The sequence below is a fragment of the Nocardioides sp. T2.26MG-1 genome, from assembly GCF_950101795.1.
Classification (GTDB): Bacteria; Actinomycetota; Actinomycetes; order Propionibacteriales; family Nocardioidaceae; genus Nocardioides.
On the sequence record NZ_CATNLZ010000001.1, the window covers coordinates 176,861 to 202,890 of the forward strand.

General features: G+C 71.5%; 31 protein-coding genes. 21 read left to right on the forward strand and 10 right to left on the reverse strand.

What is annotated here, in order from left to right:
- Window positions 1–9 precede the first annotated feature (9 nt).
- The 15 genes from QQZ14_RS00850 (at window position 10) to QQZ14_RS00920 (ending at window position 11,677) form a co-directional block, all read left to right on the forward strand.
- Window positions 10–492 (forward strand): flagellar hook assembly protein FlgD, encoded by a 483-nt coding sequence (locus QQZ14_RS00850; protein WP_284532260.1) that lies wholly within the window; start codon window positions 10–12, stop codon window positions 490–492.
- 33 nt (window positions 493–525) lie between these two features.
- Window positions 526–1,401 carry a flagellar hook protein FlgE gene (locus QQZ14_RS00855; protein ID WP_284532261.1) on the forward strand — a complete coding sequence of 292 codons (876 nt, stop codon included), beginning with the start codon at window positions 526–528 and terminating at the stop codon, window positions 1,399–1,401.
- A 125-nt stretch (window positions 1,402–1,526) separates the two neighbouring features.
- Window positions 1,527–1,817, forward strand: a complete 291-nt coding sequence (locus tag QQZ14_RS00860; RefSeq protein WP_284532262.1) for a flagellar FlbD family protein — start codon at window positions 1,527–1,529, stop codon at window positions 1,815–1,817.
- A complete protein-coding gene (locus tag QQZ14_RS00865) occupies window positions 1,817–2,584 on the forward strand; it encodes a motility protein A (RefSeq protein ID WP_284532263.1) in 768 nt (255 codons plus the stop codon). The genes QQZ14_RS00860 and QQZ14_RS00865 overlap by 1 nt, the downstream gene beginning before the upstream one ends.
- On the forward strand, window positions 2,584–3,492 hold the full coding sequence (locus QQZ14_RS00870) for an OmpA/MotB family protein (RefSeq protein ID WP_284532264.1): 909 nt from the start codon (window positions 2,584–2,586) through the stop codon (window positions 3,490–3,492). Before QQZ14_RS00865 ends, QQZ14_RS00870 begins: the two co-directional genes overlap by 1 nt.
- Window positions 3,489–3,980: a flagellar basal body-associated FliL family protein gene (locus QQZ14_RS00875; protein ID WP_284532265.1), complete on the forward strand. Its 492-nt coding sequence runs from the start codon at window positions 3,489–3,491 to the stop codon at window positions 3,978–3,980. The genes QQZ14_RS00870 and QQZ14_RS00875 overlap by 4 nt, the downstream gene beginning before the upstream one ends.
- A 104-nt stretch (window positions 3,981–4,084) precedes the next feature.
- Window positions 4,085–5,044: a flagellar motor switch protein FliM gene (locus QQZ14_RS00880; protein WP_284532266.1), complete on the forward strand. Its 960-nt coding sequence runs from the start codon at window positions 4,085–4,087 to the stop codon at window positions 5,042–5,044.
- A complete protein-coding gene (gene fliN, locus QQZ14_RS00885; protein WP_284532267.1) occupies window positions 5,041–5,790 on the forward strand; it encodes a flagellar motor switch protein FliN in 750 nt (249 codons plus the stop codon). The genes QQZ14_RS00880 and fliN overlap by 4 nt, the downstream gene beginning before the upstream one ends.
- Before the next feature lies 1 nt (window position 5,791).
- A complete protein-coding gene (locus tag QQZ14_RS00890; protein ID WP_284532268.1) occupies window positions 5,792–6,226 on the forward strand; it encodes a flagellar biosynthetic protein FliO in 435 nt (144 codons plus the stop codon).
- A gap of 8 nt (window positions 6,227–6,234) precedes the next feature.
- Entirely contained in the window at window positions 6,235–7,026 is a 792-nt protein-coding gene (gene fliP / locus QQZ14_RS00895) for a flagellar type III secretion system pore protein FliP (protein ID WP_284532269.1), read from the forward strand.
- Window positions 7,027–7,036: 10 nt separating this feature from the next.
- Window positions 7,037–7,306 (forward strand): flagellar biosynthesis protein FliQ, encoded by a 270-nt coding sequence (gene fliQ / locus QQZ14_RS00900; protein ID WP_284532270.1) that lies wholly within the window; start codon window positions 7,037–7,039, stop codon window positions 7,304–7,306.
- Between the two features lie 9 nt (window positions 7,307–7,315).
- Entirely contained in the window at window positions 7,316–8,077 is a 762-nt protein-coding gene (locus QQZ14_RS00905; RefSeq protein ID WP_284532271.1) for a flagellar biosynthetic protein FliR, read from the forward strand.
- A gap of 19 nt (window positions 8,078–8,096) precedes the next feature.
- Window positions 8,097–9,242, forward strand: coding sequence for an EscU/YscU/HrcU family type III secretion system export apparatus switch protein (locus tag QQZ14_RS00910; RefSeq protein WP_284532272.1), 1,146 nt, complete (start codon window positions 8,097–8,099; stop codon window positions 9,240–9,242).
- Between the two features lie 84 nt (window positions 9,243–9,326).
- The gene (flhA, locus tag QQZ14_RS00915) at window positions 9,327–11,378 is read left to right on the forward strand and encodes a flagellar biosynthesis protein FlhA (protein WP_284532273.1); all 2,052 of its coding nucleotides are present in this window, start codon (window positions 9,327–9,329) and stop codon (window positions 11,376–11,378) included.
- Window positions 11,375–11,677 carry a hypothetical protein gene (locus QQZ14_RS00920; protein ID WP_284532274.1) on the forward strand — a complete coding sequence of 101 codons (303 nt, stop codon included), beginning with the start codon at window positions 11,375–11,377 and terminating at the stop codon, window positions 11,675–11,677. Before flhA ends, QQZ14_RS00920 begins: the two co-directional genes overlap by 4 nt.
- Window positions 11,678–11,993: 316 nt before the next feature.
- On the opposite strand, the gene QQZ14_RS00925 is transcribed toward QQZ14_RS00920, so the two are convergent.
- From QQZ14_RS00925 to pdxH, 4 genes are all read right to left on the reverse strand, one after another.
- The gene (locus QQZ14_RS00925) at window positions 11,994–13,853 is read right to left on the reverse strand and encodes an ABC transporter ATP-binding protein (protein ID WP_284533062.1); all 1,860 of its coding nucleotides are present in this window, start codon (window positions 13,851–13,853) and stop codon (window positions 11,994–11,996) included.
- A gap of 80 nt (window positions 13,854–13,933) precedes the next feature.
- Complete coding sequence (locus tag QQZ14_RS00930) at window positions 13,934–15,670, reverse strand: ABC transporter ATP-binding protein (protein ID WP_284532275.1); 1,737 nt, start codon at window positions 15,668–15,670, stop codon at window positions 13,934–13,936.
- The gene (locus QQZ14_RS00935; protein ID WP_284532276.1) at window positions 15,667–16,257 is read right to left on the reverse strand and encodes a TetR/AcrR family transcriptional regulator; all 591 of its coding nucleotides are present in this window, start codon (window positions 16,255–16,257) and stop codon (window positions 15,667–15,669) included. Before QQZ14_RS00935 ends, QQZ14_RS00930 begins: the two co-directional genes overlap by 4 nt.
- 120 nt (window positions 16,258–16,377) lie before the next feature.
- Entirely contained in the window at window positions 16,378–17,025 is a 648-nt protein-coding gene (gene pdxH, locus QQZ14_RS00940; RefSeq protein WP_284532277.1) for a pyridoxamine 5'-phosphate oxidase, read from the reverse strand.
- A 76-nt stretch (window positions 17,026–17,101) separates the two neighbouring features.
- On the opposite strand from pdxH, the gene QQZ14_RS00945 reads away from it, so the two are divergent.
- The 3 genes from QQZ14_RS00945 to QQZ14_RS00955 are packed head-to-tail and all read left to right on the forward strand — an operon-like array spanning window position 17,102 to window position 19,566.
- Entirely contained in the window at window positions 17,102–18,208 is a 1,107-nt protein-coding gene (locus tag QQZ14_RS00945; RefSeq protein ID WP_284532278.1) for a citrate synthase 2, read from the forward strand.
- On the forward strand, window positions 18,193–19,053 hold the full coding sequence (locus QQZ14_RS00950; protein WP_284532279.1) for an SDR family NAD(P)-dependent oxidoreductase: 861 nt from the start codon (window positions 18,193–18,195) through the stop codon (window positions 19,051–19,053). The genes QQZ14_RS00945 and QQZ14_RS00950 overlap by 16 nt, the downstream gene beginning before the upstream one ends.
- Before the next feature lie 6 nt (window positions 19,054–19,059).
- The gene (locus tag QQZ14_RS00955) at window positions 19,060–19,566 is read left to right on the forward strand and encodes a YciI family protein (protein WP_284532280.1); all 507 of its coding nucleotides are present in this window, start codon (window positions 19,060–19,062) and stop codon (window positions 19,564–19,566) included.
- Between the two features lie 8 nt (window positions 19,567–19,574).
- Here QQZ14_RS00955 and QQZ14_RS00960 read toward each other — a convergent pair whose 3' ends face one another.
- Window positions 19,575–20,132 (reverse strand): hypothetical protein, encoded by a 558-nt coding sequence (locus tag QQZ14_RS00960; RefSeq protein ID WP_284532281.1) that lies wholly within the window; start codon window positions 20,130–20,132, stop codon window positions 19,575–19,577.
- A 17-nt stretch (window positions 20,133–20,149) separates the two neighbouring features.
- Window positions 20,150–20,743 carry a hypothetical protein gene (locus QQZ14_RS00965; protein ID WP_284532282.1) on the reverse strand — a complete coding sequence of 198 codons (594 nt, stop codon included), beginning with the start codon at window positions 20,741–20,743 and terminating at the stop codon, window positions 20,150–20,152.
- A gap of 22 nt (window positions 20,744–20,765) precedes the next feature.
- Between QQZ14_RS00965 and QQZ14_RS00970 the strand changes: the two genes are divergently transcribed.
- Window positions 20,766–21,359, forward strand: a complete 594-nt coding sequence (locus tag QQZ14_RS00970) for a class I SAM-dependent methyltransferase (protein ID WP_284532283.1) — start codon at window positions 20,766–20,768, stop codon at window positions 21,357–21,359.
- On the opposite strand, the gene QQZ14_RS00975 is transcribed toward QQZ14_RS00970, so the two are convergent.
- Together QQZ14_RS00975 and QQZ14_RS00980 are read right to left on the reverse strand one after the other, a co-directional pair.
- Window positions 21,356–22,033 carry a response regulator gene (locus tag QQZ14_RS00975; protein ID WP_284532284.1) on the reverse strand — a complete coding sequence of 226 codons (678 nt, stop codon included), beginning with the start codon at window positions 22,031–22,033 and terminating at the stop codon, window positions 21,356–21,358. The two genes, QQZ14_RS00970 and QQZ14_RS00975, sit on opposite strands and share 4 nt — an antisense overlap.
- Window positions 22,030–23,142 (reverse strand): sensor histidine kinase, encoded by a 1,113-nt coding sequence (locus QQZ14_RS00980; RefSeq protein ID WP_284532285.1) that lies wholly within the window; start codon window positions 23,140–23,142, stop codon window positions 22,030–22,032. Before QQZ14_RS00980 ends, QQZ14_RS00975 begins: the two co-directional genes overlap by 4 nt.
- A gap of 130 nt (window positions 23,143–23,272) precedes the next feature.
- Here QQZ14_RS00980 and QQZ14_RS00985 point away from each other — a divergent pair, with 130 nt between their 5' ends.
- Together QQZ14_RS00985 and QQZ14_RS00990 are read left to right on the forward strand one after the other, a co-directional pair.
- Entirely contained in the window at window positions 23,273–24,205 is a 933-nt protein-coding gene (locus QQZ14_RS00985; RefSeq protein ID WP_284532286.1) for an ABC transporter ATP-binding protein, read from the forward strand.
- A complete protein-coding gene (locus QQZ14_RS00990; protein ID WP_284532287.1) occupies window positions 24,202–25,059 on the forward strand; it encodes an ABC transporter permease in 858 nt (285 codons plus the stop codon). Before QQZ14_RS00985 ends, QQZ14_RS00990 begins: the two co-directional genes overlap by 4 nt.
- A gap of 10 nt (window positions 25,060–25,069) precedes the next feature.
- Here the strand turns inward: QQZ14_RS00990 and QQZ14_RS00995 are convergent, their stop codons facing one another.
- Window positions 25,070–25,522, reverse strand: a complete 453-nt coding sequence (locus tag QQZ14_RS00995) for a GNAT family N-acetyltransferase (RefSeq protein WP_284532288.1) — start codon at window positions 25,520–25,522, stop codon at window positions 25,070–25,072.
- Window positions 25,523–25,532: 10 nt separating this feature from the next.
- Complete coding sequence (locus tag QQZ14_RS01000; RefSeq protein WP_284532289.1) at window positions 25,533–25,940, reverse strand: zinc ribbon domain-containing protein; 408 nt, start codon at window positions 25,938–25,940, stop codon at window positions 25,533–25,535.
- Between the last annotated feature and the right edge of the window lie 90 nt (window positions 25,941–26,030).

Consider the following 26,030-nt stretch of genomic DNA (forward strand, 5'->3'; position numbering starts at 1 on the left):
GAGGGACCCGTGTCCGTATCGGCAACCGAAGCCGTCACCCCGACCGGGATGTACCAGCCGACGGTCGCTAGCGCGTCCGCCGACGACAAGGAGATGTTCCTGAACCTGATGGTCGCCCAGCTGCGCTACCAGGACCCGATGAACCCGGCCGACTCGGGCGAGTTCCTCGCCCAGAACGCCCAGTTCACGGCCCTGGAGAAGATGCAGGACGTCGCCGACCAGACGGCGGCGCTGCTCGCTGCCCAGATCTCCTTCGGTGCCAGCGGGCTCGTCGGCCGGTACGTCACGTACCTGAACGCCGACGGGACGTCGACGGCCGGTCACGTGGGGTCGGTGACCTACGACGCCGCCGGTCCGATGCTCGTCGTCGACGGCGAGTCGGTCAGCCTCGGCCAGGTCCAGTCGGTCACTGCCGACGCCCCTGCCGGCAACCCCGACAACACCGCCGGATCCGGCACCACCCCCTCCGACGCACCCACCACCAACGCCTGACCATCCGCTCCACCCACCCACCAGGAGACACCCATGCTTCGCTCCCTCTTCGCCGGCATCAGCGGCCTGCGGGTCAACCAGACCATGCTCGACGTCACGGGCAACAACATCGCCAACGCGAACACGGTCGGCTTCAAGTCGAGCTCGACGGTCTTCCAGGACACGCTCTCCCAGATGCTCACCGCCAGCTCCGCACCCAGCGGGACCACCGGCACCGGCCTCGGCGGCACCAACCCGATCCAGGTCGGACTCGGTGTCCAGGTCGCGGCGACCAACACGAACTTCAACCAGGGCTCCAACCAGACCACGGGCCGGCCCACGGACCTGATGATCAACGGCGACGGCATGTTCGTCGTCATGCGGGGCAACGAGGCGACCTACACCCGGGCAGGCGCGTTCACCTGGGACCGGAACGGCACGCTGGTCTCTCCCGGCGGCGGCCGGGTCCAGGGCTTCAAGCTCGACGCGGCCGGTGCCCCGGTGACCCCCCGCACCCTCGTCGACATCGTGCTGCCCGAGGACGACGGGACGACCCCGGTGCCGGCCGACCCCAACGAGCTCTCGTCGTACGAGATCGGCAAGGACGGCAAGCTCAGCGTCACCTACGAGGACGGCACGAAGGCGACGCTCTTCCAGGTCGCCATCGCCGACTTCAACAACCCGATGGGCCTGGCCAAGGTCGGCGAGACCAGCTTCACCACCACGGCCAACTCGGGCGATGCCGAGATCGGCGTCGCGGGCGAGGGCAGCCTCGGGTCGCTCAGCACCGGCGCGGTCGAGATGTCCAACGTCGACCTGGCCGCCGAGTTCACCAACCTCATCCTCGCCCAGCGCGGCTTCCAGGCCAGCTCCCGGGTGATCACGACCTCGGACCAGGTGCTCGAGGACCTCGTCAACATCAAGCGATAGGCGACAGGACCAAGCGTCGATCCGACGGCGTCGGTGGACCGGACCACTCAGGTCCGGACCACCGACGCCGATCAACATTGCGAGCGCCACGGACGGTCGCTCAGAACGGCCCAAGGACGGTGCACATGATCACACTCAGGCGACTCTCGGGAACGGTGTTCGCACTCAACTCCGATCTGATCGAGCGAGTCGACTCCACTCCCGACACCGTGGTCACGCTGGTGGACGGCAAGAAGTACGTCGTCACCGACACCCTCGAGGAAGTGGTCGCTGCGGTGCGCTGGTACCGCGGCGAGGTCCTCGCCCTCAGCACCTTCATCGACGTCGACACCCGGCCGCACGAGCACCAGCGCCTGGGCACCGTCACCGAGCACCCGGCTGCGCACCTGAGCCGGATCGACCGAGCTGACGCCTGATGGACCCGGCAACCCTGATCGGGGTCCTCGGCGGGTTCCTCGTCGTCATCGTGGCGAACATGCTCGAGGGCGGCAACCCGATGGCCCTCCTCCTGCTCCCACCCATGCTGCTGGTCTTCGGGACCACGCTGCTGATCTCGCTGGCCGGCGGCACGACCGGCGACGCCAAGCTCGCGGCCCGAGGACTGGTCCGCGCGTTCACCGGCAAGGCACCCAACGGCGCCCTGCTGGTGCCGCACCTCGTCGCGGCCGCCGACAAGGCCCGCCGCGAGGGCCTCCTGGCCCTCGAGGACACCGTGGCCGAGCTCGACGACCCGTTCCTCGCCAAGGCCCTGACCATGGCCATCGACGGCACCGACCCCGAGGAGCTCCGGGACATCCTCGAGGCCGAGGTCCACGCGACGAAGGCCGAGTCCAGGCAGGCCGCCCGCTACTTCAACGCCTGCGGCGGCTACGCGCCGACCATCGGCATCGTCGGCACCGTGATGGGCCTCGTGCACGTCCTCGAGCAGCTCGCCGAGCCCGAGAAGCTCGGCCCCCTCATCGCCGGCGCGTTCGTCGCCACCCTGTGGGGTGTCGCGTCGGCCAACATCATCTTCCTGCCCCTCGGTGCCCGCCTGATCCGGCTCGGCGAGCTCGAGGCCGCCCAGATGGAGCTCGTCATCGAGGGTGTCGCCGCCGTCCAGGCCGGCTCCAACCCCCGCATCGTCGCCCAGCGGCTGCGGTCGCTGCTCCCGATGGGCCAGCGCGAGGAGGAGGCCGCCTGATGAGCGCCCCGTCACGCCGCCGCAAGAGGCCGGAGGAGCCCGAGGAGCACGTCAACCACGAGCGTTGGCTCGTCACCTACGCCGACATGCTCACGCTGCTGATGGTGCTGTTCATCATCATGTTCGCGATGAGCCAGGTCAGTGAGGACAAGTACGAGGCCCTCAAGTCCGGCCTGGCCGTCGGGTTCGGAGGCCAGCAGTCGGTCCTGAACGGCGCCAGCTCGGTGCTCGAGGACGACCTCAGCGAGTACGGCACCGAGCTGGTCTCCAGCGCCGCCTTCCGCGGGATGCCCGCCGACCAGCAGAAGATGGTCCTGAGCGCGCTCGACTCGGAGGAGAAACGACGCATCCAGGCGACCTACGCCGAGGCGGAGGCCGAGGCCAAGCGGCTCGAGGCGGTCCGCGACCAGCTGATGGCCGCCCTGCGCAGGGCCGGCCTGGAGAAGGATGTGCGGACCACGATCGATGACCGCGGCCTGGTCGTCAGCCTGGTCTCGCGGCACGTGGTGTTTCAGCCAGATATCGCGCAGCTCAGCCCACGCGGCCAGCGCGTGGTCGACGCTCTCGCGCCGGTGCTCCTCGACGTGCCCAACGACCTCCGCATCGACGGCCACACGAACCAGGAGCCGGTCAAGCCCCGGCTCTTCGCCACCGACTGGGACCTGTCCGCGGCCCGGGCCGTGACCGTCCTGCGCAGGCTCAACGAGCGGGACGACATACCGAAGCGGCGCCTGTCGCTCTCGGCCTTCGGCCACGAGCGGCCGCTGATCGACCCGGACACCCCGGGCTCACAGGAGATCAACAAGCGGGTCGACATCGTCGTGCTCCCGCAAACCAGCGTCGAGGCCACCCAGCTGATCGACGAGGTGCTGAGCGCCCGGCCGGGCGGACAGGGGGAAGAGGGATGAGCGTGACCACCATCAAGGCCGCCAAGGCCGCCAAGAACGCCGAGGCCGAGGACAGCTCCGAGGCCAAGGCCAAGGGCAAGGGCAAGAAGGGCGCGAAGGTCGACAGGAAGAAGCTGGTCATGATCCTCGCGGCCGTGCTGGCCGTCGCGGGAGCGGCGTACTGGTTCGTGCTGAAGCCGAGCGCCCCCGCGGACGAGGCGCCGAAGCCCGGCCACATCCTGCCGCTGGACTCCACCCAGATCAACCTGGCGTCCGGCCACTACCTCAAGATCGGCATCGCGCTCCAGCTCGTGGAGGGTGCGCCGGAGGAGGTCGACGGCAGCAAGGCGCTGGACGCCACCATCGACCTGTTCAGCGGGCTCACGATCGAGGAGGTCGCCACCGCCCGCGACCGCCGGGCACTGAAGGAGGAGCTCGAGTCCACGCTGGAGAAGTACTACGACGAGGAGGTCATGGGGGTGTACTTCACGGAGTTCGTCACGCAGTGAGCTGAGGACCTGACCCGACAACCGAATACCGAGGAGCGAGGCGCGCGTCACATCCGCTGCCGACTTCTCTCAGGAACCCCGCCGAGAGGCCGATGGAAGTCATCGTGGCCTCCTCTGACGCTCCTGTCACCCAGTCCGGCACCGCGCCTGCGGCCGACCGGCGGACCCGGCGCGCCAACGCGACCCCGCAGCTCTACGACTTCCGGCGACCCATCCAGCTCTCCCGCGAGCACTCGAGGATGCTGCAACTGGCGTTCGACGACTTCTGCCGTCAGGCGACGACGGTCTTCACGTCGTCGCTGCGCACCGTGTGCTCGGTCAGCCTGTCCTCGATCGAGCAGCGCACGTACGCCGAGTACATCGACTCCCTCGACAGCTCGACGTACCTGACCGCGTTCTCGGCCGACCCGCTCTTCGACCGCGGTGTGCTCGAGATCCCGCTGGTCGCGGTGATGACGTGCGTGGACCACATGCTCGGCGGCCCCGGCCGCGAGGAGCAGCCCGAGCGCCCCCTCACGGAGATCGAGGCCGGCGTCGCGAGCGGCATGATCACCCGCCTGCTCGGTGAGATGCGCTACTCCATGGCCTCGATCGTCGCCTTCGAGCCGGTGGTGCGGGGCGTGGAGTACAGCCCGCAGTTCATCCAGGTCGCCGGAGCCTCGGACGTGATGGTCGCCGCCAGCCTGGAGCTGCGGATCAACGAGCGCAGCTTCCGGATGACCATGTGCATGCCGTTCTCCAGCCTGCTGCCCCACCTCCTGCGGGCCGCCGCGCCGCTGCCGGTGTCCGAGCGCGAGCGCGCCCAGCGCGCCCGCGCCGCCGCCGAGCTGGCCGACCAGTTCGAGCGGGTCCCCCTCGAGGTCGCGGTCAGCCTGCGCCCGACGAAGCTCAGCCCCGACGAGCTCACGGCGCTCCGTCCCGGTGACGCCATCCGCCTCCACCACCCCGCCGCCGCGCCTCTCGAGGTCGTCGTCGACGGCACCTGTTTCGCGCACGCCACACCCGGGACCAGCGGGTTCCGGCTCGCCGCCCTGATCGTGGGCACCCCGAAGGAGAACGCATGACCACCGTTCAGACCACCGTGGACCTCGAGCGGGCCGTGCTGGCCGCGAGCGCCGCCATCGCGGTGCTGCCCGCCTCCGAGCCGGTCTCCGTCGGGGCACCGCGCTCCGGCGATCCCGCCGACCCCGCGCTGGCAGGCTTCGCCGGCGCCGTCGTCGCCGACCTGGACGGCCCGGGCTCCGCGCCGCTGGCGGTCCTGGTGGGCGCCGAGCTGGTGGCCGCCCTGGCGTCCAGCCCGCTCGGTGGGCTCGACCTCGCCGCGGCGCTCCAGCCCAGTCTCGACGCCGTCGCCCAGGCGATCGGCGCGCGCGCCGGCGCCGCCCGCCAGACCGAGGCCGCGACCGTCGGCGCCGAGATCGGCGCACCGTTCGTCGTGATCCCGCTCGACGGCGTCGCACCGGTGGCGGCCCTGCTGGTCCCGGAGGCCTACCTCGCGGGCGGCCAGCACGACGCCACCACCGCGCCCACGTCGGGCCCGGTCGGCCCGGCCACCGGCGAGCGGCGGGGGATCGAGATGCTGCACGGCGTCGACATGGAGGTCACGGTCGAGATCGGCCGGGCCCGGATGACGGTGCGCGAGCTGCTCGACCTGGCCCCGGGCGCCGTCCTCGAGCTGGACCGCGCCGCGGGCAGCCCCGCGGACCTGCTCGTCAACGGGCGCCTGATCGCCCGCGGTGAGGTCGTGGTGATCGACGAGGACTTCGGTCTCCGGATCACCGAGATCGTCACCGACGCCACGGTGGGCTGACATGCTCGAGCTGACCGTCCGGCTGCTGGTCTCCCTGTCGCTGGTCCTGGGCCTCCTCCTGCTGCTCGCGCGGTACGGCGGTCGCCGGTTCCGCGGCAACCGCGACTCCATGGTGCGGGTCCTGCACCGCCACCACCTGTCGCGCGGCTCCACGATCTCCGTCGTCGCGGTCGGCAGCCGGCTCCTCGTCCTGGGTGCCACCGAGCACCAGGTGCGTGTGCTGACCGAGCTCGACCCCGAGGACCTCGCCGAGACCGACGCCGACGTGCTGACGCTCACCGACGCATCGGTCACCCGGCCCGCCGACGCCGACGCCGTGCCGGCGCAGGCGACGGCCACGACGGTGGCCCGGACCGACGGTCCACTCGCCGGGTCGGTGCTCAGCGCCGCGACCTGGAAACAGGCTCTGGCCGCGGCGACGCGGCGGACGTCATGATCGGCCGCGTGCGGCGCAGACTGCTGCTGGCGATCCTGACACTCGGCGCCGGGGTGGGCGCCGTAGTGGGAGCACCGGCGGCGGCGTACGCCGCCCCGAACGGACCCAACGGCCCGTCCGGACCGAGCGGCGGCGACGGCGTCACCATCGACCTCGGCGGCCTCACCGACAGCCCGAGCACATCCGTCACGGTGATCATCGGCCTCACGCTGATCTCGCTGCTGCCGGCGATCCTCCTGAGCTGCACGGCCTTCACCAAGATCTTCGTGGTGCTGGGCCTGACCCGGAACGCACTCGGCCTCCAGCAGACGCCGCCCAACCAGGTGCTGGCCGGTCTTGCCCTGTTCCTGAGCCTGTTCGTGATGGGCCCGGTCCTCTCCGACATCAACGAGGTCGGCCTGCAGCCCTACCTCGACGGCGACAAGACCACGTCTGTCGCCATCCAGGACGGCATCGAGCCGCTGCGTGACTTCATGCTCGACAACACCGACGACGACGAGCTGATGCTGCTCACCAACGTCGCCGACCGCGATCTGCCCGAGGACCGCGCCGACGTGTCGACGGCGACGCTGATCCCGGCGTTCGTGCTGACCGAGCTCAAGCAGGCCTTCATCATCGGGTTCATCATCTTCATCCCGTTCCTGGTCATCGACCTGGTCGTGAGCGGGGCGCTGATGGCCCTCGGCATGATGATGATGCCGCCGGTGATGGTGTCGCTGCCGTTCAAGCTGCTGCTGTTCGTCCTCGTCGACGGATGGGCCTTGGTCATCAAGTCGCTCGTCGCGAGCTACGCGAACTAGGAGCGAGCCGATGTCCGACACCGCCATCATCGAGATCGCCTTGCACACCATGGTCGTGGCGCTCAAGCTCTCCGCCCCGATCCTGGTCACCTCCCTGGTCATCGGGTTCGCCATCTCCTTGTTCCAGTCGCTGACCCAGATCCAGGAGGCGACGCTCGCGTTCGTGCCGAAGCTCATCGGCGTCGGGATCGCGCTGCTGCTGTGCGGCAACTGGATGATGCACACGCTGGTGTCCTTCACCAACGACCTGTTCGCGGGGATCCCCGCGCTGCTCGGCTGAGCCGGACCCATGACGCTGACCGTCTCGGGTGAGCCGCTGGTCGCGTACCTGCTGGCCTCGGTGCGCATCCTCGCCTGGCTCGCGGTCGTCCCTCCGTTCTCCGGGCGCGGCATCCCGACGATGGCGAAGGTGGTGCTCGGCCTCGGCCTCGCCTTCGCCGCCGTCCCGGACGGCAGTGCGATCCCGCTCTCGACGGTGGCCCTGCTCCTCAATGCCGGCACCCAGGTGCTGATCGGCGTCGCGATGGGGTTCGTGACCCAGCTGCTGCTCGGCGCGATCGCCACGGCCGGCAGTCTGATCGACGTGTTCGGCGGGTTCTCGCTCGCCCAGGGCTTCGACCCGCTCGCGATGAACACCAACACGGTGTTCGGCAAGTTCCACCAGATGCTGGCGATGATCCTGCTGTTCGTGAGCGGGGGCCACCTGATCGTGATCGGCGGCCTGCTGCGGACCTTCCACTTCCTGCCGCTCGGGACCACGCCCGACTGGGAGGCGGCTCCGGACGTGCTGCTGACCGCGTTCGGTCTGTTCTTCACGACCGCGGTCCAGATCGCGCTCCCGATGATCGCGGTGCTGTTCATGGCCGACCTGGGACTCGCCCTACTGACCAAGGTCGCCCCCCAGCTGAACGCCTTCAACGTGATGTTCCCGGTCAAGGTCGGCATGACCCTGCTGCTCGTCGGCCTCTCGTTCCCGGTCCTCCCCGACGCCGTGGACCGGCTCGTGGACCTGAGCACGCAGGCGATGTCGACCCTCTCGGGTGCCGGATGACGCGGGAAGTGAGCATCCGATGACCGGGGAGAAGTCCGAGAAGCCGACCACCAAGCGTCGCAAGGAGAACCGCAAGGAGGGGCAGGTCCCACGGACGCCCGAGCTGGGCGCCTGGGCTGCGCTCCTGCTGATCGCGATGTTCCTGCCGGGTCTGGTCGGGCGCGAGATCGACAGCCTGCGGAAGCTGACCACGGTCGCCTTCTCGTCGACGTCGGACGCGAACCCCGACCTGGCCCTGCACCTGCTGGGCCAGGGCCTGCGCCACGTCCTGCTCACCCTCGTGCTGCTCGGCGCCGGCATCGCGGTCATCAGCGTCTCGGGTGCGCTCGGTCAGGGCGGCTTCTTCCTGGCCACCAAGTCGATCAAGCCGAAGCTGTCGAAGATCAACCCGCTCCCCGGCTTCAAGCGGATGTTCGGGCCCCAGGCGCTGTGGGAGGGCGCGAAGATGCTGATGCGCAGCACCGTCGTCGCGCTCCTCGTGTGGGGCACGGTCAAGTCCATGCTGCCGCTGATCGGCGGTCTCGTTCCCATCCCCGTGGTCCTCGACCAGTTCGGCAGCCACGCGGTCGGGATGATCCGCAACATCGCCGTCGCGGGCGTGCTGCTCGCGGGCGCCGACTACTTGGTCAAACGCCACCAGACCGGCAAGAAGACCCGGATGTCGAAGGACGAGGTCAAGCAGGAGCACAAGCAGTCCGAGGGCGACCCGCTGCTCAAGGGCGCCATCCGCTCGCGCCAGCTCGCGGCCTCGCGCAACCGGATGATGGCCGACGTACCGACCGCCGATGTCGTGCTGGTCAACCCGACCCACGTGGCCGTGGCGCTGCGCTACGACCCCGAGAGGGGCGCGCCGCGGGTGGTCGCCCGTGGGGCGGGTGTGATCGCCGCCGCTATCCGTGAGCGCGCCACCGAGGCGCGGGTGCCGCTGGTGCGCGACGTCCCTCTGGCCCGGGCGCTCTACACGTCGACCACCGTCGGCCAGGAGATCCCGACGGAGCTGTTCGCGGCCGTCGCCCAGGTGCTGGCGTTCGTGATCAGCCGCCGGACCCGCGGCCAGCACGGCGGGGAGCACCGCACCCCACGGACGGTCGCGGACCTCCCCGACGTGCTCGCCGCCGGTCGCCGGCGGCGGAACTCCTCAGGCTCGGCGCCGAACGGCCGATGAGGAACCCGACCCCAGGACGGAGTCGGCTTGTGGTGCCACGGACGGCGCCCACCTCGTCAACCCCCGTCTCCCCTGGAGGACCGCGTGTCACCACTGAAGCGGCTGAGCCAGCTCGCGGTGCCGATCGGCATCGTGATGATCGTCGTGATGCTCGTGGTGCCGCTGCCCGCGATGCTGCTCGATCTGCTCATCGCGCTCAACATCACGGTGGCGCTCCTGGTCCTGATGACCGCGATGTTCGTGCGCGGCCCCCTCGACTTCGCGGCGTTCCCGGCCGTGATCCTGGTGATGACGCTGTTCCGTCTTGCGCTGAACGTCAGCGCGACCCGCCTGGTGCTCCTCGACGGCTTCGCCGGCAAGGTCATCGACACGTTCGGCCACTTCGTCGTCGGCGGCTCGCTGATCGTCGGACTGATCGTGTTCTCGATCCTGCTGGTCATCCAGTTCGTCGTGATCACCAACGGCGCCGGCCGCGTGGCCGAGGTGGGCGCCCGGTTCACCCTCGACGCGATGCCCGGCAAGCAGATGGCGATCGACGCCGACCTGAACTCGGGGCTCATCGACGAGGACGAGGCGCGGCGCCGCCGGGCCGAGGTGCACGCCGAGGCCGACTTCTACGGCGCGATGGACGGCGCCTCGAAGTTCGTGAAGGGCGACGCGATCGCCGCGATCATCATCACGCTCGTCAACCTGATCGGCGGATTCGCGATCGGCGTCGGCCAGCTCGGGATGCCGTTCGGCGAGGCGGTCACGACGTACAGCCTGTTGTCCATCGGCGACGGCCTGGTCTCCCAGATCCCCGCCCTGCTGCTCTCCGTCGCGACCGGCCTGATCGTCACCCGGGCCACCGGCGAGAGCGACATGGGCAGCGACATCATGCGCCAGATGACCCGGAGCCGGACCCCGCTCCGGATCGCCGGCTTCGCCGCGCTGACGCTGTGCCTGATCCCGGGCCTCCCGAAGATCCCGTTCATGCTCGCCGGAGGCCTGATGCTCGTCGCCTCCTCACGGATCAAGGACGAGCCCGACGTCGACGCCGACGCTCCGGCGGCGACGACCACCTTCGCGACCGCGGACACGCCCGAGCTGCTGGCGGCCGAGATGCAGGTGGACCCACTCGGCCTGGAGCTGTCGGCCGACCTCATCGACCTCGTCGACCCCTCGACCGGGGGCGACCTCCTCGAGCGGGTCAAGTCGCTGCGCCGCAAGATCGCGACCGACCTGGGCATCGTCGCGCCGCCGGTGCGCACCCGCGACAACCCGCAGCTGCCCTCCCGGACCTACGCGATCATGCTCTTCGGCATCGAGGTCGCGCGGGGCGAGGCGCCGCCGGGCACCGTGCTCGCCATCGGCGAGTTCCTCGGCTCGCTCCCCGGCGAGGCGACCCGGGAGCCGGTCTTCGGCCTGGAGGCCCGCTGGATCCCGGCCGCCCTGCGCAGCCAGGCCGAGCTCTCCGGAGCCACGGTCGTCGACCGCGCGTCGGTGATCACCACCCACCTCGCCGAGGTCATCACCCAGAACGCCGCCCAGCTGCTGGGCCGCGAGGACGTCCGGATGCTCACCGACGTCGTCAAGCGCTCCCACCCCGTGGTGGTCGAGGAGCTCACCCCGACGGTGCTCAGCCTCGGCGAGATCCAGCGGGTGCTCCAGCAGCTGCTCGACGAGGGCGTGTCGATCCGCGACCTGGTCCGGATCTACGAGGCGCTCTCGCTGCAGGCCACCCGCACCAAGGACCTCGACCCGCTGGTCGAGGCGGCCCGCCGGGCCCTCGGCCCCGCGATCGCGGCGCCGTACATCGTCGACAAGGCACTCCACGTGATCACGTTCGAGCCGCAGCTCGAGCAGCGGATCCTGGAGTCGCTGCGGCCCTCCGAGCACGGGCACTCGATCGCGCTCGACCCCGAGTCCAGCCAGGCGCTGCTCACCAACCTCGCGCAGCTGGTCGCGACGGTCGAGAACCGCAACCTGCGGCCGGTGCTCGTGTGCGCACCCCCGCTGCGCGCGGCCGTGCACCGCCTGGTGCACCCGATCGTGCCGCGTCTCGCCGTCCTCTCCTACCAGGAGCTGCTCGGCGCCGAGCAGATCCGCTCCGAGGGCATCGTCGGCGCCGACGTGCCGCTGGCGGTGACAGCATGAGCCCCATCTCCTGGCCGGTCGTGACCGGCACCCTGCTCGTCGGGTCTCCGGCGATCTACGCGGCCCAGGTGGCCGGCACCCTCTCCGCGGACGCTGCCATGGTGCGGCTGCTGATCTGTGCGGTGGGCGTGTGGGCGGTCTGCTCGATGTTCTCCTCGCTCTCCACTCAGGCCGTCGAGGCCAACCAGGCCCAGCAGCGCGCGGCCGAGCTGGAGGCGGCCCGCGAGGTGGCGGCCAAGGAGAAGGCCGCGCAGGAGCGGGCGGCCGCCGAGGCCGCCGCCGACGAGTCCGCCGGCTGATCGGTCCAGAAACGGAGCGACCCGCAGGCGCTGGTCTCCATGGAGACCGCTCCGGTGGATGTGATGACCGGATCGCCTGCGGGTCGGGTGACTGCTTGGGATTCACCAGCAGCCTTCGGGGGCACTTCCACCCCCGATGTAGCTGGGGCTGCTAGCGGGCAGCCACCTCACGCATCCAAGAAGAACTCATTCTCCGGACCACCTCCTTTCCCGTGTCCGATCACCGTAGGTTGCCGGCCGGACGCGTTCAAGGGATTAACCGGGCCCCTGCTCCACACCGCCGACCCCGCCAGCCGACCGGTCAACGGCCCCGCCGCTAGGCGACCTCGGCGGCCTGGAACTGCGCGTTGTAGAGCCGCGCGTAGGCACCGTCCGCGGCCAGCAGGTCGACATGGGTGCCCTGCTCGACGATCGCACCGTCCTCCATCACCAGGATCAGGTCGGCGTCCCGGATGGTGCTGAGCCGGTGGGCGATGACGAACGAGGTGCGGTCGATGCGCAGCGCGGCCATGGCGTGCTGGACGAGTAGCTCCGTGCGGGTGTCCACCGAGGACGTCGCCTCGTCGAGGATCAGCAGCGCCGGGTCGGTGAGGAAGGCCCGCGCGATCGTGACGAGCTGCCGCTCTCCGGCCGACAGGTTGGAGCCTTCCTCGTCGATGACCGTGTCGTAGCCGTCCGGCAGCGAGTGCACGAAGCGGTCCACGAAGGTCGCCCGTGCGGCCTCGAGCACCTGCTCCTCGGTGGCATCGGGACGCCCGTAGGCGATGTTGTCGCGAATCGTGCCCTCGAAGAGCCAGGTGTCCTGCAGCACCATGCCGACCTGTCCACGCAGCTCGGCGCGGGGCATCGCGGCGATGTCGACACCATCGAGGGTGATCCGCCCGCCGTCGAGGTCGTAGAACCGCATCACGAGGTTGACCAGGGTGGTCTTGCCCGCCCCGGTCGGCCCGACGATCGCGACCGTCTGCCCCGGACGTGCGACCAGCGACAGGTCGGCGATCAGCGGGCGGTCCTCGTCGTAGCGGAACGACACGTGCTCGAAGGCGACCTCGCCGCGGCGCAGGGCCGGCGTACGGCGCTCGGCCGGGTCGGCCGGCTCCTCGTCCGCATCGAGCAGCTCGAAGACCCGCTCGGCGGACGCCACCCCCGACTGCAGCAGGTTGGCCATCGACGCCACCGTGGTCAGGGGCTGCGTGAACTGGCGGGTGTACTGGATGAACGCCTGCACGTCGCCGAGCGACAGCGAACCGTTGGCGACCCGGAGTCCCCCGATGACCGCGATCGCGACGTAGTTGAGGTTCCCGACGAACATCATCGACGGCATGATCAGCCCGCTCACGAACTGCGCACCGAAGCTGACCTTGTAGAGCTCGTCGTTCTCCTCGGCGAAGGTCTCCTCGATCTCCGCGCGGCGGCCGAAGACCTTGACCAGCGCGTGGCCGGAGTAGGCCTCCTCGATCTGGGCGTTCAACCGGCCGGTACGCCGCCACTGGGCCACGAACTGGCCCTGCGAGCGCTTCATGATCTGGGACGTGACGACCAACGAGATCGGCACCGACACCAGCGCGATGAGCGCCAGCAGCGGGGAGATCCAGAACATCATGCCGAGCACGGCGAGCACGGTCATCAGCGAGGTGAGCAGCTGGCTCATCGTCTGCTGGAGGGTCTGGCTGACGTTGTCGATGTCGTTGGTGACCCTGCTGAGGAGCTCGCCGCGGGGGGACCGGTCGAAGTAGCCCAGCGGCAGCCGGTTGATCTTGTCCTCGACGTCCTGGCGCATCCGGCGCACGGTGTTCTGCACGACGGTGTTGAGGATGAAGCCCTGGAGCCAGCCGAGCAGCGAGGCTCCGGCGTAGATCGCGAGCACCACGAGCAGCACGTGGCCGACGGCCGTGAAGTCGACCCCCTGTCCGGCCACGACGTCACGGCCCTGCACCGCGTCGGGGAGGGCGGAGTCCGGGGTGCCGGGCGGGAACTGGCGCCCGATGAAGCCGTCGAACACCAGGTCGGTGGCGTGCCCGAGGATCCGCGGGCCGGTCGACATCAGCGCCACGCTGACGACGCCGAGCAGCACCACGACCACGGCCTTGGCGCGGTCGGGCCGCATCCGCCCGACCAGGCGCCGCGCCGACGGCCCGAAGGTCATCGCCTTCTGGCCCACCATGCCACCCGCCATCGGGCCGCGACCGGGGCCGCCCTGGGGCGCCTCGATCCGCTCGGTCGCCTGGAAGCCCTGCGTCTTCTTGGCCTTGTCGCTCACGCCGCCTCCTCGGGGGTCAGCTGGGAGGTGACGATCTCCTGGTAGGTCTCGTTGCCGGCGAGCAGCTCGTGGTGGGTGCCGCGCCCGACGACCCGGCCGTCCTCGAGCACGAGGATCAGGTCGGCGTCGACGATCGTGGAGACCCGCTGCGCGACGATCAGCACCGTCGCGTCGGTGGTGACCGGCTTCAGCGCGGCCCTGAGGCGGGCATCGGTGGCCAGGTCGAGCGCGGAGAACGCGTCGTCGAACAGGTAGATCCCGGGCCGTCGGATCAGCGCACGCGCGATAGCGATCCGCTGCCGCTGGCCGCCCGAGAAGTTCGTCCCGCCCTGCGCGACGGGAGCGTCCAGGCCCTCGGGCATCGCCTCGACGAACTCGCGTCCCTGGGCGATCTCGAGCGCCGCCCAGATCTCCTCGTCGGTCGCGTCGGGCTTGCCATGCAGCAGGTTGCTGCGGACGGTCCCGGTGAACAGGTAGGCCCGCTGCGGCACCAGGCCGATCTGCTGCCAGAGCAGGTCGAGATCGATGCGACGTACGTCGGTGCCGCCGACGCGGACCTCGCCCGCGGTCGCGTCGAAGAGCCGCGGGACCAGGTTGACCAGCGTCGACTTCCCCGCGCCGGTCGAGCCGATGACCGCGATCGTCTGTCCGGGCCGGGCGCTGAGGGAGACGTCGCTGAGCACGGGCGACTCCGCGCCCGGGTAGGCGAACGTCACGTGCTCGAGGTCGAGGTGGCCGCGCAGCTCCGGATCCGGGGGAACCGGTTCGGACGGCAGCGGCACCGAGGTGTGGGTGTCGAGGACCTCGACGATGCGGTCGCCGCAGACCGAGGCCCGCGGGATCATCATCAGCATGAACGTCGCCATCATCACCGACATCAGGATCTGCATGAGGTAGGTGAGGAACGCCGTCAACGCCCCCACCTGCATCTGCCCGTTGTCGACCCGGTGGCCGCCGAACCAGATGACCGCGACGCTCGAGGCGTTCACGACCAACATCACCAGCGGGAACATCGTGGCCATCCAGCGCCCGGCACGCACGGCGACGTCGGTGAGCTCGTCGTTGGCGGTGCCGAAGCGCTGCGCCTCGTGGGGCTCGCGGACGAACGCCCGGACGACCCGGATGCCGGTGATCTGCTCGCGCAGCACCCGGTTGACCTCGTCGATGCGGGCCTGCATCGCCCGGAAGTTCGGCACCATCTTGCTGACCACGAAGCCCACGCTCAGGAACAGCGCGGGCACCACGACCGCCAGCACCCAGCCGAGGCCCAGGTCCTCGCGCAGCGCCATGATCACGCCGCCGACCATCATGATCGGCGAGGACACCGCGATCGTGCAGGCCATCAGCACCAGCATCTGCACCTGCTGGACGTCGTTGGTGCTGCGGGTGATCAACGACGGCGCCCCGAAGTGCTGGACCTCGCGGGCGGAGAACGTCCCCACGCGGTGGAACAGCGCGGCGCGGACGTCGCGCCCGAAGCCCATCGCCGTACGCGCCCCGAACCACACCGCGCTCACCGAGCAGACGATCTGCACGAGGGAGACGCCGAGCATGAGCGCGCCGACGCGCACGATGTAGCCCGTGTCGCCCTTGGTGACGCCCTCGTCGATGATGTCGGCGTTGAGGCTGGGCAGGTAGAGCATCGCCACGACGCCGATGAACTGGAAGACAACCACCAGCGTCAGCCAGGTGCGGTACGGCGCGAGCCGCTCGCGCAGGAGTCGGAGCATCATCGGGGGTCACTGCCTTTCAGCACGCCGTGGAGGACCACGTCGACGATCTCCTCGGGGGAGAGCGGTCGCTGGTCGGAGATGTGGGGGTGGCTCCCGGAGAACGTCAGCAGCCGGATCAGGTCGACGACGCGCTCGACGGGGAGCGTGAACCGGTGGGCGTCGGGCGTCAGCAGCATGGCCAGCCCGCCCTCGGCGAGGCGTTGGCGGACCTCGGGATCGCGGAGCTTGTCGGGGGGCTTGCGCATCCCCATCGCGGACATCAGCCCGAAGATGCCGACGAAGCGGCGCTGGAGCAGCGTCGTATAGGCGACCATGCGCTCGCGCAGCTCGAGGTCGGGGTCGATCCGCAGCACCTCCTCGAGGAACGACGACGGGTCGAACTCCGCCTCGAGCACCGCGTCGAACAGCTCCTCCTTGGACGCGAACGCCCGGAAGATCGTGCCCTCGGCGATGCCGGCCGCGTCGGCGATCAGCCGGGTCGTGGTCGCCCGGCCGTGCTCGTAGAGCAGCGGCCGGGTCGCGGCGATGATCTCGGCCCGCCGCTCCTCCGGCGACAACGGCCGCGCCCGCTCCCTCTTGGTGTCCACGAGGGTCGAGGGTAAATGAGTGAGCACTCACTCACAAATGGTTTTGCGGTAGTCCCTGACGAATGGGCCCCTCCTCGCGCGGATCCGGGGCCCGAACGTCAGGGACTACCGCCCACGGACCTAGGGCGCGAGCCGCTCCACAGCCCAGCCGTCGGTTGTACGCCGGTAGCGCAGGCGGTCGTGCATCCGGCCCGGCCGGCCCTGCCAGAACTCCACGGACTCGGGGCGTACGGCGTACCCGCCCCACTCGTCGGGCACCGGGACCGGCACGCCCTCGGGGAAGCGCGCCTCGGCGTCCGCGAACGCCGCCTCGAGCTCGGCCCGGCCGGAGACGACCGCGGACTGGTGGGACGCCCAGGCACCCAGCTGCGAGGCGCGCGGGCGGGACGAGAAGTACGCCTCGACCTCCGCGCGGGGCAAGGGAGAGGCGACGCCGTCGATGCGCACCTGCCGCTCGAGCGGGTGCCAGGGGAACAGCAGCGTGCAGCGAGGGTCGGCGGCGAGCTCGCGACCCTTCTGCGACGCGGTGTTGGTGAAGAACACGAAGCCCGCCTCGGACACGCCCTTGAGCAGCACCGTCCGGGACGCGGGGGCCAGGTCCGGGCCGACGGTGCTGAGCACCATCGCGTTCGCGTCGTGGCGGATGGCGTCGTGCGCCTCCCCCATCCAGCGGTCGAACATCGTGATCGGGTCGGGGGCCAGGTCGGATTCGTCGAGGCCCGCCCGGGCATACTCCTCACGCAGCGCGGCGAGATCGAGGTGTGACATGACTCGACCCTAGTCGCGGCCCGGGGCACAATGCGTCCGGCGCCGTACGCCGCCGCCGAACCAGCGAAGGAGTCCCATGACCGAGGTGCAGCACGGGCTGGAGGGCGTCGTCGCCTTCGAGACCGAGATCGCGGAGCCGGACAAGGAGGGCTCGGCGCTGCGGTACCGCGGCGTGGACATCGAGGACCTCGTGGGGCGCGTGCCGTTCGAGAACGTCTGGGGCCTGCTGATCGACGGCTCCTACGACCCCGGCCTGCCGCCCGCCGAGGCCTACAACATCCCGGTCCACACCGGCGACGTCCGCGTCGACGTGCAGGCGGCGATCGCGATGCTCGCACCGGCGTTCGGCTTCCGCGCGAGCTACGACATCACCGAGGAGCAGGCCCGCGCCGACCTGTCCCGGGTCGCGGTCATGGTCCTGTCGTACGCCGCGCAGTCCGCGCGCGGGCTGCACCAGCCCGTCGTGCCGCAGGCGGAGGTCGACAAGGGCGGCACGCTGGCCGAGAAGTTCCTGATCCGCTGGAAGGGCGAGGCGGACCCCAAGCAGGCGCACGCCATCGACGCCTACTGGTCCTCCGCCGCCGAGCACGGCATGAACGCCTCGACGTTCACCGCGCGGGTGATCACCTCCACGGGTGCCGATGTCGCGGCGGCGTTCTCGGGCGCGATCGGCGCGATGAGCGGCCCCCTGCACGGTGGCGCGCCGTCGCGGGTGCTCGGCATGATCGAGGAGGTCGAGAGGCGCGGCGACGCCCGCACGTACGTCAAGGAGCTCCTCGACGACGGCGAGCGGCTGATGGGCTTCGGCCACCGGGTCTACCGCGCCGAGGACCCCCGCGCGCGGGTGCTGCGGCGTACGGCGAAGGAGCTCGACGCCCCGCGCTACGAGGTCGCCGAGGCGCTGGAGCAGGCCGCGCTCGCCGAGCTCCGCGAGCGCCGGCCCGACCGCGTCCTGGAGACCAACGTGGAGTTCTGGGCCGCGATCGTCCTCGACTTCGCCGAGGTGCCGGCCCACATGTTCACCTCGATGTTCACCTGCGCCCGCACCGGCGGGTGGTCGGCGCACATCCTCGAGCAGAAGCGCACCGGTCGGCTGATCCGCCCGTCCGCCGTCTACGTCGGTCCGCCGTCGCGGCCGGCGACCGACGTCCCGGGCTGGGACCCCGCGTGGCGTCACGGCTGACGCCGGCGAGCACGTACGCCGGGCACTACCGCGGCAGATCGGCGATCATCACCGGGGCCGGCTCCGGGATCGGTGCCTGCCTGTCCCGGGCGCTGGCGGCCGCTGGCGCGGACGTCGTCTGCGCTGACCTCGACCCGGTCGCGGCCGCCGCCGTGGCCGGGCCGATCGGTGCCCGCGCGGTGGCGCTCGACGTCACCGACGCCGACGCCGTCCAGGCGCTGGTGACCGAGGTCGAGCCCGACCTGCTGTTCAACAACGCGGGCATCACGTTCGGGGGCGAGACCGAGGACCTGAGCCTGGGGCAATGGGACGCGATCATCGACGTCAACATCCGCGGCGTCGTGCACGGCGTCGCGGCGGCGTACCCGCTCATGGTGCGGCGCGGCGGCACTGGACTCTCGGGAGGCCAGATCGTCAACACCGCCTCGATGGGCGGCCTGATGGCGGCCGGGCTGATCACGTCGTACGTCATGACCAAGCACGCCGTGGTCGGCCTGTCGCTGGCGCTGCGGTCGGAGGCCGCAGCCAAGGGCGTCGGCGTGACCGTGGTCTGCCCGTCGGCGGTCGACACCCCGATCCTCGACAAGGGCTACGTCGGGAGGTTCCACGGCCGCGACTTCTACCTCAAGGGCCAGGGTGTGCGCCGCCCGCTGGACCCCGTGACCTTCGCCGACCAGGTGCTGGCGGCCGTCGCGGAGAACCGCGCGATGCTGGTCACCCCGCGCACCGCCCGGATCCAGTGGCGGCTCGGGCGGTTCTTCCCGGGCCTCGTCCAGCGCGCCTCGATCCGGTTCGTCGCCAAGCAGCGCCGCCTGCAGGAGCAGCGCGCGCTCGCGCCGCGGTAGGCCGCCATGCAGTTCTTCTGCTACCACCGCGACCGGCCGGGATCGACACCCCTGCGGAGCCGGATGGTCGAGGAGCACTGGGCCTACATGGACCGGTTCGGCGAGTCGCTGATCGCCCGCGGCCCGACGTTCGCCGACGACGAGACCCTCACCGGCAGCGTGCACGTGATCGAGCTGCCCGACCCCGCCGCCGCCCGCGCGTTCGCATTCGACGAGCCCTGCTGCCAGTCCGGCGCCTACCGCGACGTGCTCGTCCGGCGCACCCGCTGGCAAGGTCCGGGCAGCACGGCGACCGCAGGGTTCCTCGGGCTCGGGTTCGTCGACCCGGAGCCGTACGACGCGCTGCCGGCGCCGCAGCGCGACCTGATCGGCTTCGGCGCGCTCCTGTCCGACGACGGCGCCACGCTGCTCGGCGCTGCGGTGCTGGCCGCCACGGAGCCGGCCGCGCGGGACTGCCTCACCGGGTTCGGCGCCGTCGAGGTCCACCGCTGGGAGCGGGGCGGCCGGCGTTAGACCTGGCGCTAGAGCCGACCGTCGTACCAGCTGGTCAGTCCGCGTGCCCCGCGCCGGCTCAGCGAGACGTGCACGTGGTCTCGGTGCCGCAGCGTGGCCGAGCACCTGCGCCGGGTCTTGCAGCCCGACGAGAGGTACGGCTCGGGCTCGAACCCGGTCCAGGCCGGGTACATCCGGTCGTCCCAGATCAGGTACATCACGCCCATCCGGCGCGCGAGCGCGTCCTCGTTGCCGCGCCCGTCGGCCGCGAACAGCCGCTCCATCAGCCGGGCGGCCATCCGCTGGCCGCGGCGGCTCGCCGCGTCGAGGCTCCAGTCGAACGCCTGGCCGGTCTGGTGCTCCGAGGTCGGGCCGTCCTTCTTCGAGCACCTCCGGGCGTACCCGACGTACCCACTGCCGTAGTTGCGGGCGACCCAGCGGCCGAGGACCACGGTCCCGGCCCGCGGCTGCGGGTGGCAGCTGCGCGGGGCCTCGTACGACGCGTAGTCGTCGATGTCGGCGACCGCGGGGGCGGCGCCGGCGATGCCGAGCAGGAGGGCGAGGAGCAGCGAGATTCCGAGACGCACGATCGACAAGCGTAGGTCTAGACCACCGTGCGCGTGGTGCGTTCGAGATAACTCCTGCCTCGTGGAGAGATCTCGTAGCCGACCTCGAAGCTGCGGGTCAGCCCGAGGTTCTTCAGCTTGCGGACGTCGATCTTGAACGGGTCGCGCTCGCGGCCGAGCTCGGCCGCCAGGTCGGGCGCTCGGGTGCGTGGACGGCGCCGGATCACGTCGAGCGTGGTCATCGTCCAGGGTCCGTGGCTGCTCGCCCGGTCGAGCCGTTCGAGCCGGGCATCGATCTCGGCCACCTCGGCGTCGGTGAGGTCGGCCTGCTCGCGCAGCGCCACCCGCGGGTCGGGGCCGGCCCACGACAGCGTGATGCGGTACGTCGCGAGGTCGCCCTCGACCTTGTCGAGCTGCCGACGGAGGCGGGCGGCGTCGGCCCAGCCGGCGGCCTGGGCGTCGGTGTCGCTGATCGCCGCCGGGTCGACGACGGTCACGTCGTCGACCCGGACCACGCCGGCGACCGTGCGGAAGGTCGCGCCCGGCCTGACGTCCTGCGCTCGCCAGCGCCGGAACGCCAGCGTCACCGAGCCGTCGGCGACACCGTCGGCGACCTTGGGAGGCAGCAGCACGGGACCAACATAGAGTCAGGAGGTGACCTCTCGGGACCGCGAGCTGTGGGACGACCAGGCAGCGACCTTCGACGACGAGCCCGACCACGGGCTCCGTGACCCGGTCGTCCGTGACGCCTGGCGCACGCTGCTGCGCGCGGTGCTGCCGCCGGTGCCCTCCCGGGTCGCCGACCTGGGCTGTGGCACGGGCACGCTCTCGCTGCTGCTCGTCGAGGACGGTCACACGGTCGACGGCGTCGACCTCTCCCCCGAGATGGTCCGGCGCGCGCAGGCCAAGGCCGGGACGTTTCCGCGCACGAGCTTCACGGTCGGCGACGCCGCCGACCCGCCTCTGGCGGACGCGGCGTACGACGTCGTGCTGTGCCGCCACGTCCTCTGGGCGCTGCCGGCGCCAGCGGACGCCCTGGCCCAATGGGTCCGCATGCTCAGGCCCGACGGCAGGGTGGTCCTGGTGGAGGGCAGCTGGTCCACGGGCGCCGGGCTGACCGGTGCCGAGACCGTCGCGCTCGTTGAGGGCGCCGGGCTCGAGCCGGAGCACCGCTCGCTGCCCGACCCGGCGTACTGGGGCCGGACCATCGACGACGAACGCTATGTGGTGCTCGGTCGGCGCCCCTAGGAGAGCGGCTGGTCCGGAGGCCCGAGCCCGGACTCGATCGCGAACACGACCAGCTGGGCGCGGTCGCGGGCCTGGAGCTTCACCATCGCGCGACTGACGTGGGTGCGCACGGTGTCCGGGCTGACCACGAGCCGCTCGGCGATCTCGGCGTTCGACCGGCCGGTCGCGACCCAGGCGACGATCTCGCGCTCGCGCTCCGTCAGGTCCCCCAGCCTCGGGTGCGGGCGGCCTCGCGGCCCCACCCGGCCGAACTGCTCGATCACCCGCCGCGTCACCGAGGGCGCGAGCAGTGAGCCGCCGTCGGCGACGACCCGGATCGCCTCGAGCAGCCGCTCCGGGTCGGTGTCCTTGAGCAGGAACCCGCTCGCGCCGTGGCGCAGCGCCTCGAAGACGTACTCGTCGAGCTCGAAGGTCGTCAGCATGATCACCTTCACGCCCGCCAGACCCGGATCCGCCGCGACCTCGGCCAGCAGGCCGAGCCCGTCGAGCACCGGCATCCTGATGTCGCAGAGCACCACGTCCGGGTGGGCGCGGCGCAGCAGGGCGAGACCGGCGCGGCCGTCCGGAGCCTCGCCGACGAGCTCGAGCCCGGGCTCCGAGCGGACCAGGGTGGCCAGGCCCATCAGGACCAGCGGCTGGTCGTCGACGAGCACGACCCGCACGGGCGCGGTCACGGCTCCACCGGGATGCTCGCCCGGACCCGGAAGCCGGGCCCCCTCGGGTCGGGGCCGGCGACCAGCGACCCGCCGAGAGCCTCGACCCGGCTGTGCATGCCCGCGAGGCCCATCCCGCCCCCCTGGCGCCCCGAGCTCCGCGGCGGCGCGTGCACCGCACCGGCGCCGTCGTCGGCGACCGTGACCAGGAGCCGCTCCCCCGACCGCTCGAGGGTGACGGTCGCCCGCGTCGCCCGGGCATGCCGCAGCACGTTGGTCAGCGCCTCCTGCACGACGGCGTACGCCGCCTGTCCGGCTCGCTCACCGAGGTCGGTCGTGCCATCCGCGTCGCCGCGACGCTCCACCACCAGTCCCCCCGCGCGCACCCGGTCGAGCAACGCGTCCAGGTCGACCAGCCCGGGCGCCGCGCGCCGCGGGGCGGGGCCGCCCGAGAGCCGGGACAGCTCGGCGCGCAGCGCGTCGAGCGACTCCCGGCTGCTGTCGCGGATCGCCTCCAGCGCGGCCCTGGCGGCCGCCGGGTCGCGCTCCAGCACGTGCAGCGCCACGCCTGCCTGCATCGCGATCACCGCCAGCCCGTGACCGACGCCGTCGTGCAGGTCCTGGGCCATCCGCAGCTGCTCCTCGCTCACGGCGCGCTCCGCCCGCTCGACCCTCATCCCGCGCCGGTCCGCGAGCCACCAGCCACCGACCGCGGCGCCCGCGCACAGCGCGCTGGTGGTGATGCACTCCCACACGGTCTCCGGCCACGGGCGCCCGTGCGCGACGGCCCGCGCGACGAGTCCGGCGGCCGTGAACCCGACGGCCGCGACCGCCGCCGGCGCCAGCAGCCGCGGTCGCTGCCGCTGAGCGGCGACGAGCACGCCGAGCGGCAGAGCCAGGAAGATCGGTCCGTTCGCCAGGCCCAGCGCGAAGTAGCCGCCGACCGCCGCCCCACCCAGCACCAGCGCGGTCCGGCCGCGGAACCAGGCGAGCAGCATGGCCCCACCGGCGAGCGCGGCGAGGACCCCCGCCGCCGCCGACCGGGCCTCCGTGACTCCGTGGTTGACGCCCAGCGACCCCATCACGACGAGCCCGGCGGGCACCAGCCAGAGGAGTCGGGAACGGACCACGTACCGAGGCTAGGCCGCGCGCGGCCCCAGCGCGTACGACCTCCCGCGGCTTCGACGTACGCGGATCTGCGTACGGCGGAGCCGCCGACCGGCGGACGCGCGCGGAGGTGGACGCAGCGACGGTGGGGGCATGACGGAACTCATGGTGCAGACGGAAGGACTGACCAAGCGCTACGGCAGCGGCGACCGCACCCGGCTCGCCGTGGACGGGGTCAGCATGACGGTGCGGCGTGGTGAGGTGTACGGCTTCCTGGGCCCGAACGGCGCGGGCAAGACCACCACGCTGCGGATGATGCTCGGGCTGGTCCGGCCGACGGCCGGCCGCGCGACGGTCCTGGGCCGGCCCGCGGGCCGGCCGGAGGTCACCGCCCGGGTCGGCTCGCTGGTCGAGGGGCCGGGCTTCTACCCGTTCCTGAGCGGCCGCGACAACCTCCGGGTGATGGCGCACTACCGCGGGCTTCCCGAGCGCGAGGTCGAGGCGGCGCTGGACCGGGTGAGCCTGGCCGACCGCGGTGACGACCGGTTCCGGAGCTACTCGCTGGGCATGAAGCAGCGCCTCGGCGTCGCGTCGGCCCTGATGGGCGACCCCGAGCTGATCGTGCTCGACGAGCCCACCAACGGCCTCGATCCCGCCGGGATGGCCGACATGCGCGCCCTGGTCGTGAGGCTCGCCCGGGGCGGTCAGACCGTGCTGCTCTCGAGCCACCTGCTCGCCGAGGTGCAGGAGATCTGCGACCGGATCGGCGTGATCAACCAGGGTCGGCTGGTGCGCGAGTCCACGGTCGCCGACCTGCGCGGCGCTGCTCAGCTCCGGCTGCGCGCGACCCCAGCCGACCGAGCCGTCGCCATCGCGATGCGCGTCGCCGGCGACGACGCCGTGCACCTCCTCGACGACCGGATCATGCTCGACCTGCCGGCGTCCGCGGCGCCCGGGCTCGTGCGCGAGCTCGTGACGGCGGGCGTCGACGTCCACGAGGTCGGCGCCGCCGAGCGCACCCTCGAGGAGGTCTTCTTCGAGATGACCAGCACCGACCCGCACGACCTGGAGAGGACGGACCGATGAACGCCGTGATGAGGAGCACCCGCGCCGAGCTGCTGCGCCTGCGCCGGTGGCCGGCGGTCTGGGCGACGCTCGGTGCCTGGACGGCGCTGGCGCTGATGTTCGGCTACGTGTTCGGCTACCTCTCCTACAAGACTGGGGACACCAGCTTCTCCAACGAGGGCCAGACCATGGCCTCGATCCTCCACGACCTGATGCCGGTGGCGATCCCGGACGTGCTGCTGCGCGGGATGCCGATGTTCGGTGGCGCCCTGATGATGGTGCTCGGCGCGCTGGTCGCCGGCAGCGGCTACGGCTGGGGCACCTGGAAGACCGTGTTCACCCAGGGTCCGAGCCGGACGGCGTCCCTGCTCGGCTCGCTCGCCGCGATCACGATCGTCGTGCTCGGCACCGTTCTCCTCACCCTCACCGTCTACACCGGCGTGTCCGTCGCGATCGCGATCAGCGAGTCCCAGGACCTCGTCTGGCCGTCGGCCGGCTCGGTGCTGCAGTCCGTGCTCGCGGGCCTGCTGGTGCTGGAGATGTGGGCGCTCGCCGGGTTCGCGCTCGGGACGGTGTCGCGCGGTCCGGCGCTCTCGGTCGGGCTCGGTCTGGTGTGGGCGCTGGTGGTCGAGAACCTGCTGCGGGGAGTCGGCAGCCTGCTCGGCCCCGTCGAGGCGATCACGCACGTGCTGCCCGGGACGGCCGCCGGATCGCTCGTCGGAGCCCTGGTCGGCGTCGGCACCGACGGTGGCGACACGACACCCGGGGTCGTCGACTCGATCTCGGGCACCCAGGCGGCGTGGACCGTGCTGGCGTACGTCGTCGTCCTCCCCCTGCTCTCCCTGGCGCTGACCCGGCGCCGCGACGTGGTGTGAGGACGGGTCGCTAGAGCCGCCGGCCGTAGCAGCGCGAGAGCGGGGCGTCGCGGTAGTAGCCGAAGGACGCGACCGGGGTGTAGCCGCTCGACTCGTAGAGCGCGATCGCCTCGGGCTGGCGCAGACCGGTCTCGAGCACGACGGCCCGGGCACCATGCTCGTGGGCGCTCTGCTCGAGGTGGGCGAGCATCCGTCGGGCGATGCCCCGGCCGCGGGCGGCGGGCGTCACGTACATGCGCTTCACCTCGACGGTGGCGGTGGTGCCGAACGCCTCGACCCCGGAGCGGCGCCAGGCGCCGGTGGCGACCGCGGTGCCGGCGAGATAGCCGACGTAGAAGCTGCCGCCGGGCGGCTCGAACATCAACGGGTCGAGCGGGGTCTCGTCGGGCCCGCCGTAGCGCTCGACGTACTCGGCCTGGACCTCGCCGATCAGCCGCAGCGCGTCGGGGTGGCCGTAACCCACCCGCCGGATCTCAGGCGAGCGCGGAGCCGCAGGAGTCGCAGAACTTGGCGTCACCGTCATTGCGGACTCCGCACTTCGAGCAGAACGGACCGGCGCTCCGGCCGACCCCGAGCAGTCCCTCACCGTTCGAAAGGTACTCGGCCGAGTCCTTGACGACCGGCATCGTCTCGCCGGCCCCGTACCGCGCGGCAGCGCCCAGGAAGCCCCACTGCAGGAACATCAGGCCGACCCCGAAGACCAGCACGCTGCCGACGAAGCACAGCAACGCGAGCGCGCCCGGCACCTCGTCGCTGCCGAAGACCGCACTGAACCCGTAGATGCCCATGACGATGCCCGCGACGACGAGCAGGGCGCCGAGGACGCGGAACGTCGTGCGGTACTGGCCCTGGCGGGCGAACCCGGGTGCGGCGGTGGCCATCTGGACTCCTCGAGAGAGCGTGGGCGGCAGCAATGACACAATAGGCAGTGCTGACAGCGCGGTCAGGGAGCCCCACCTACCCACTCTGGA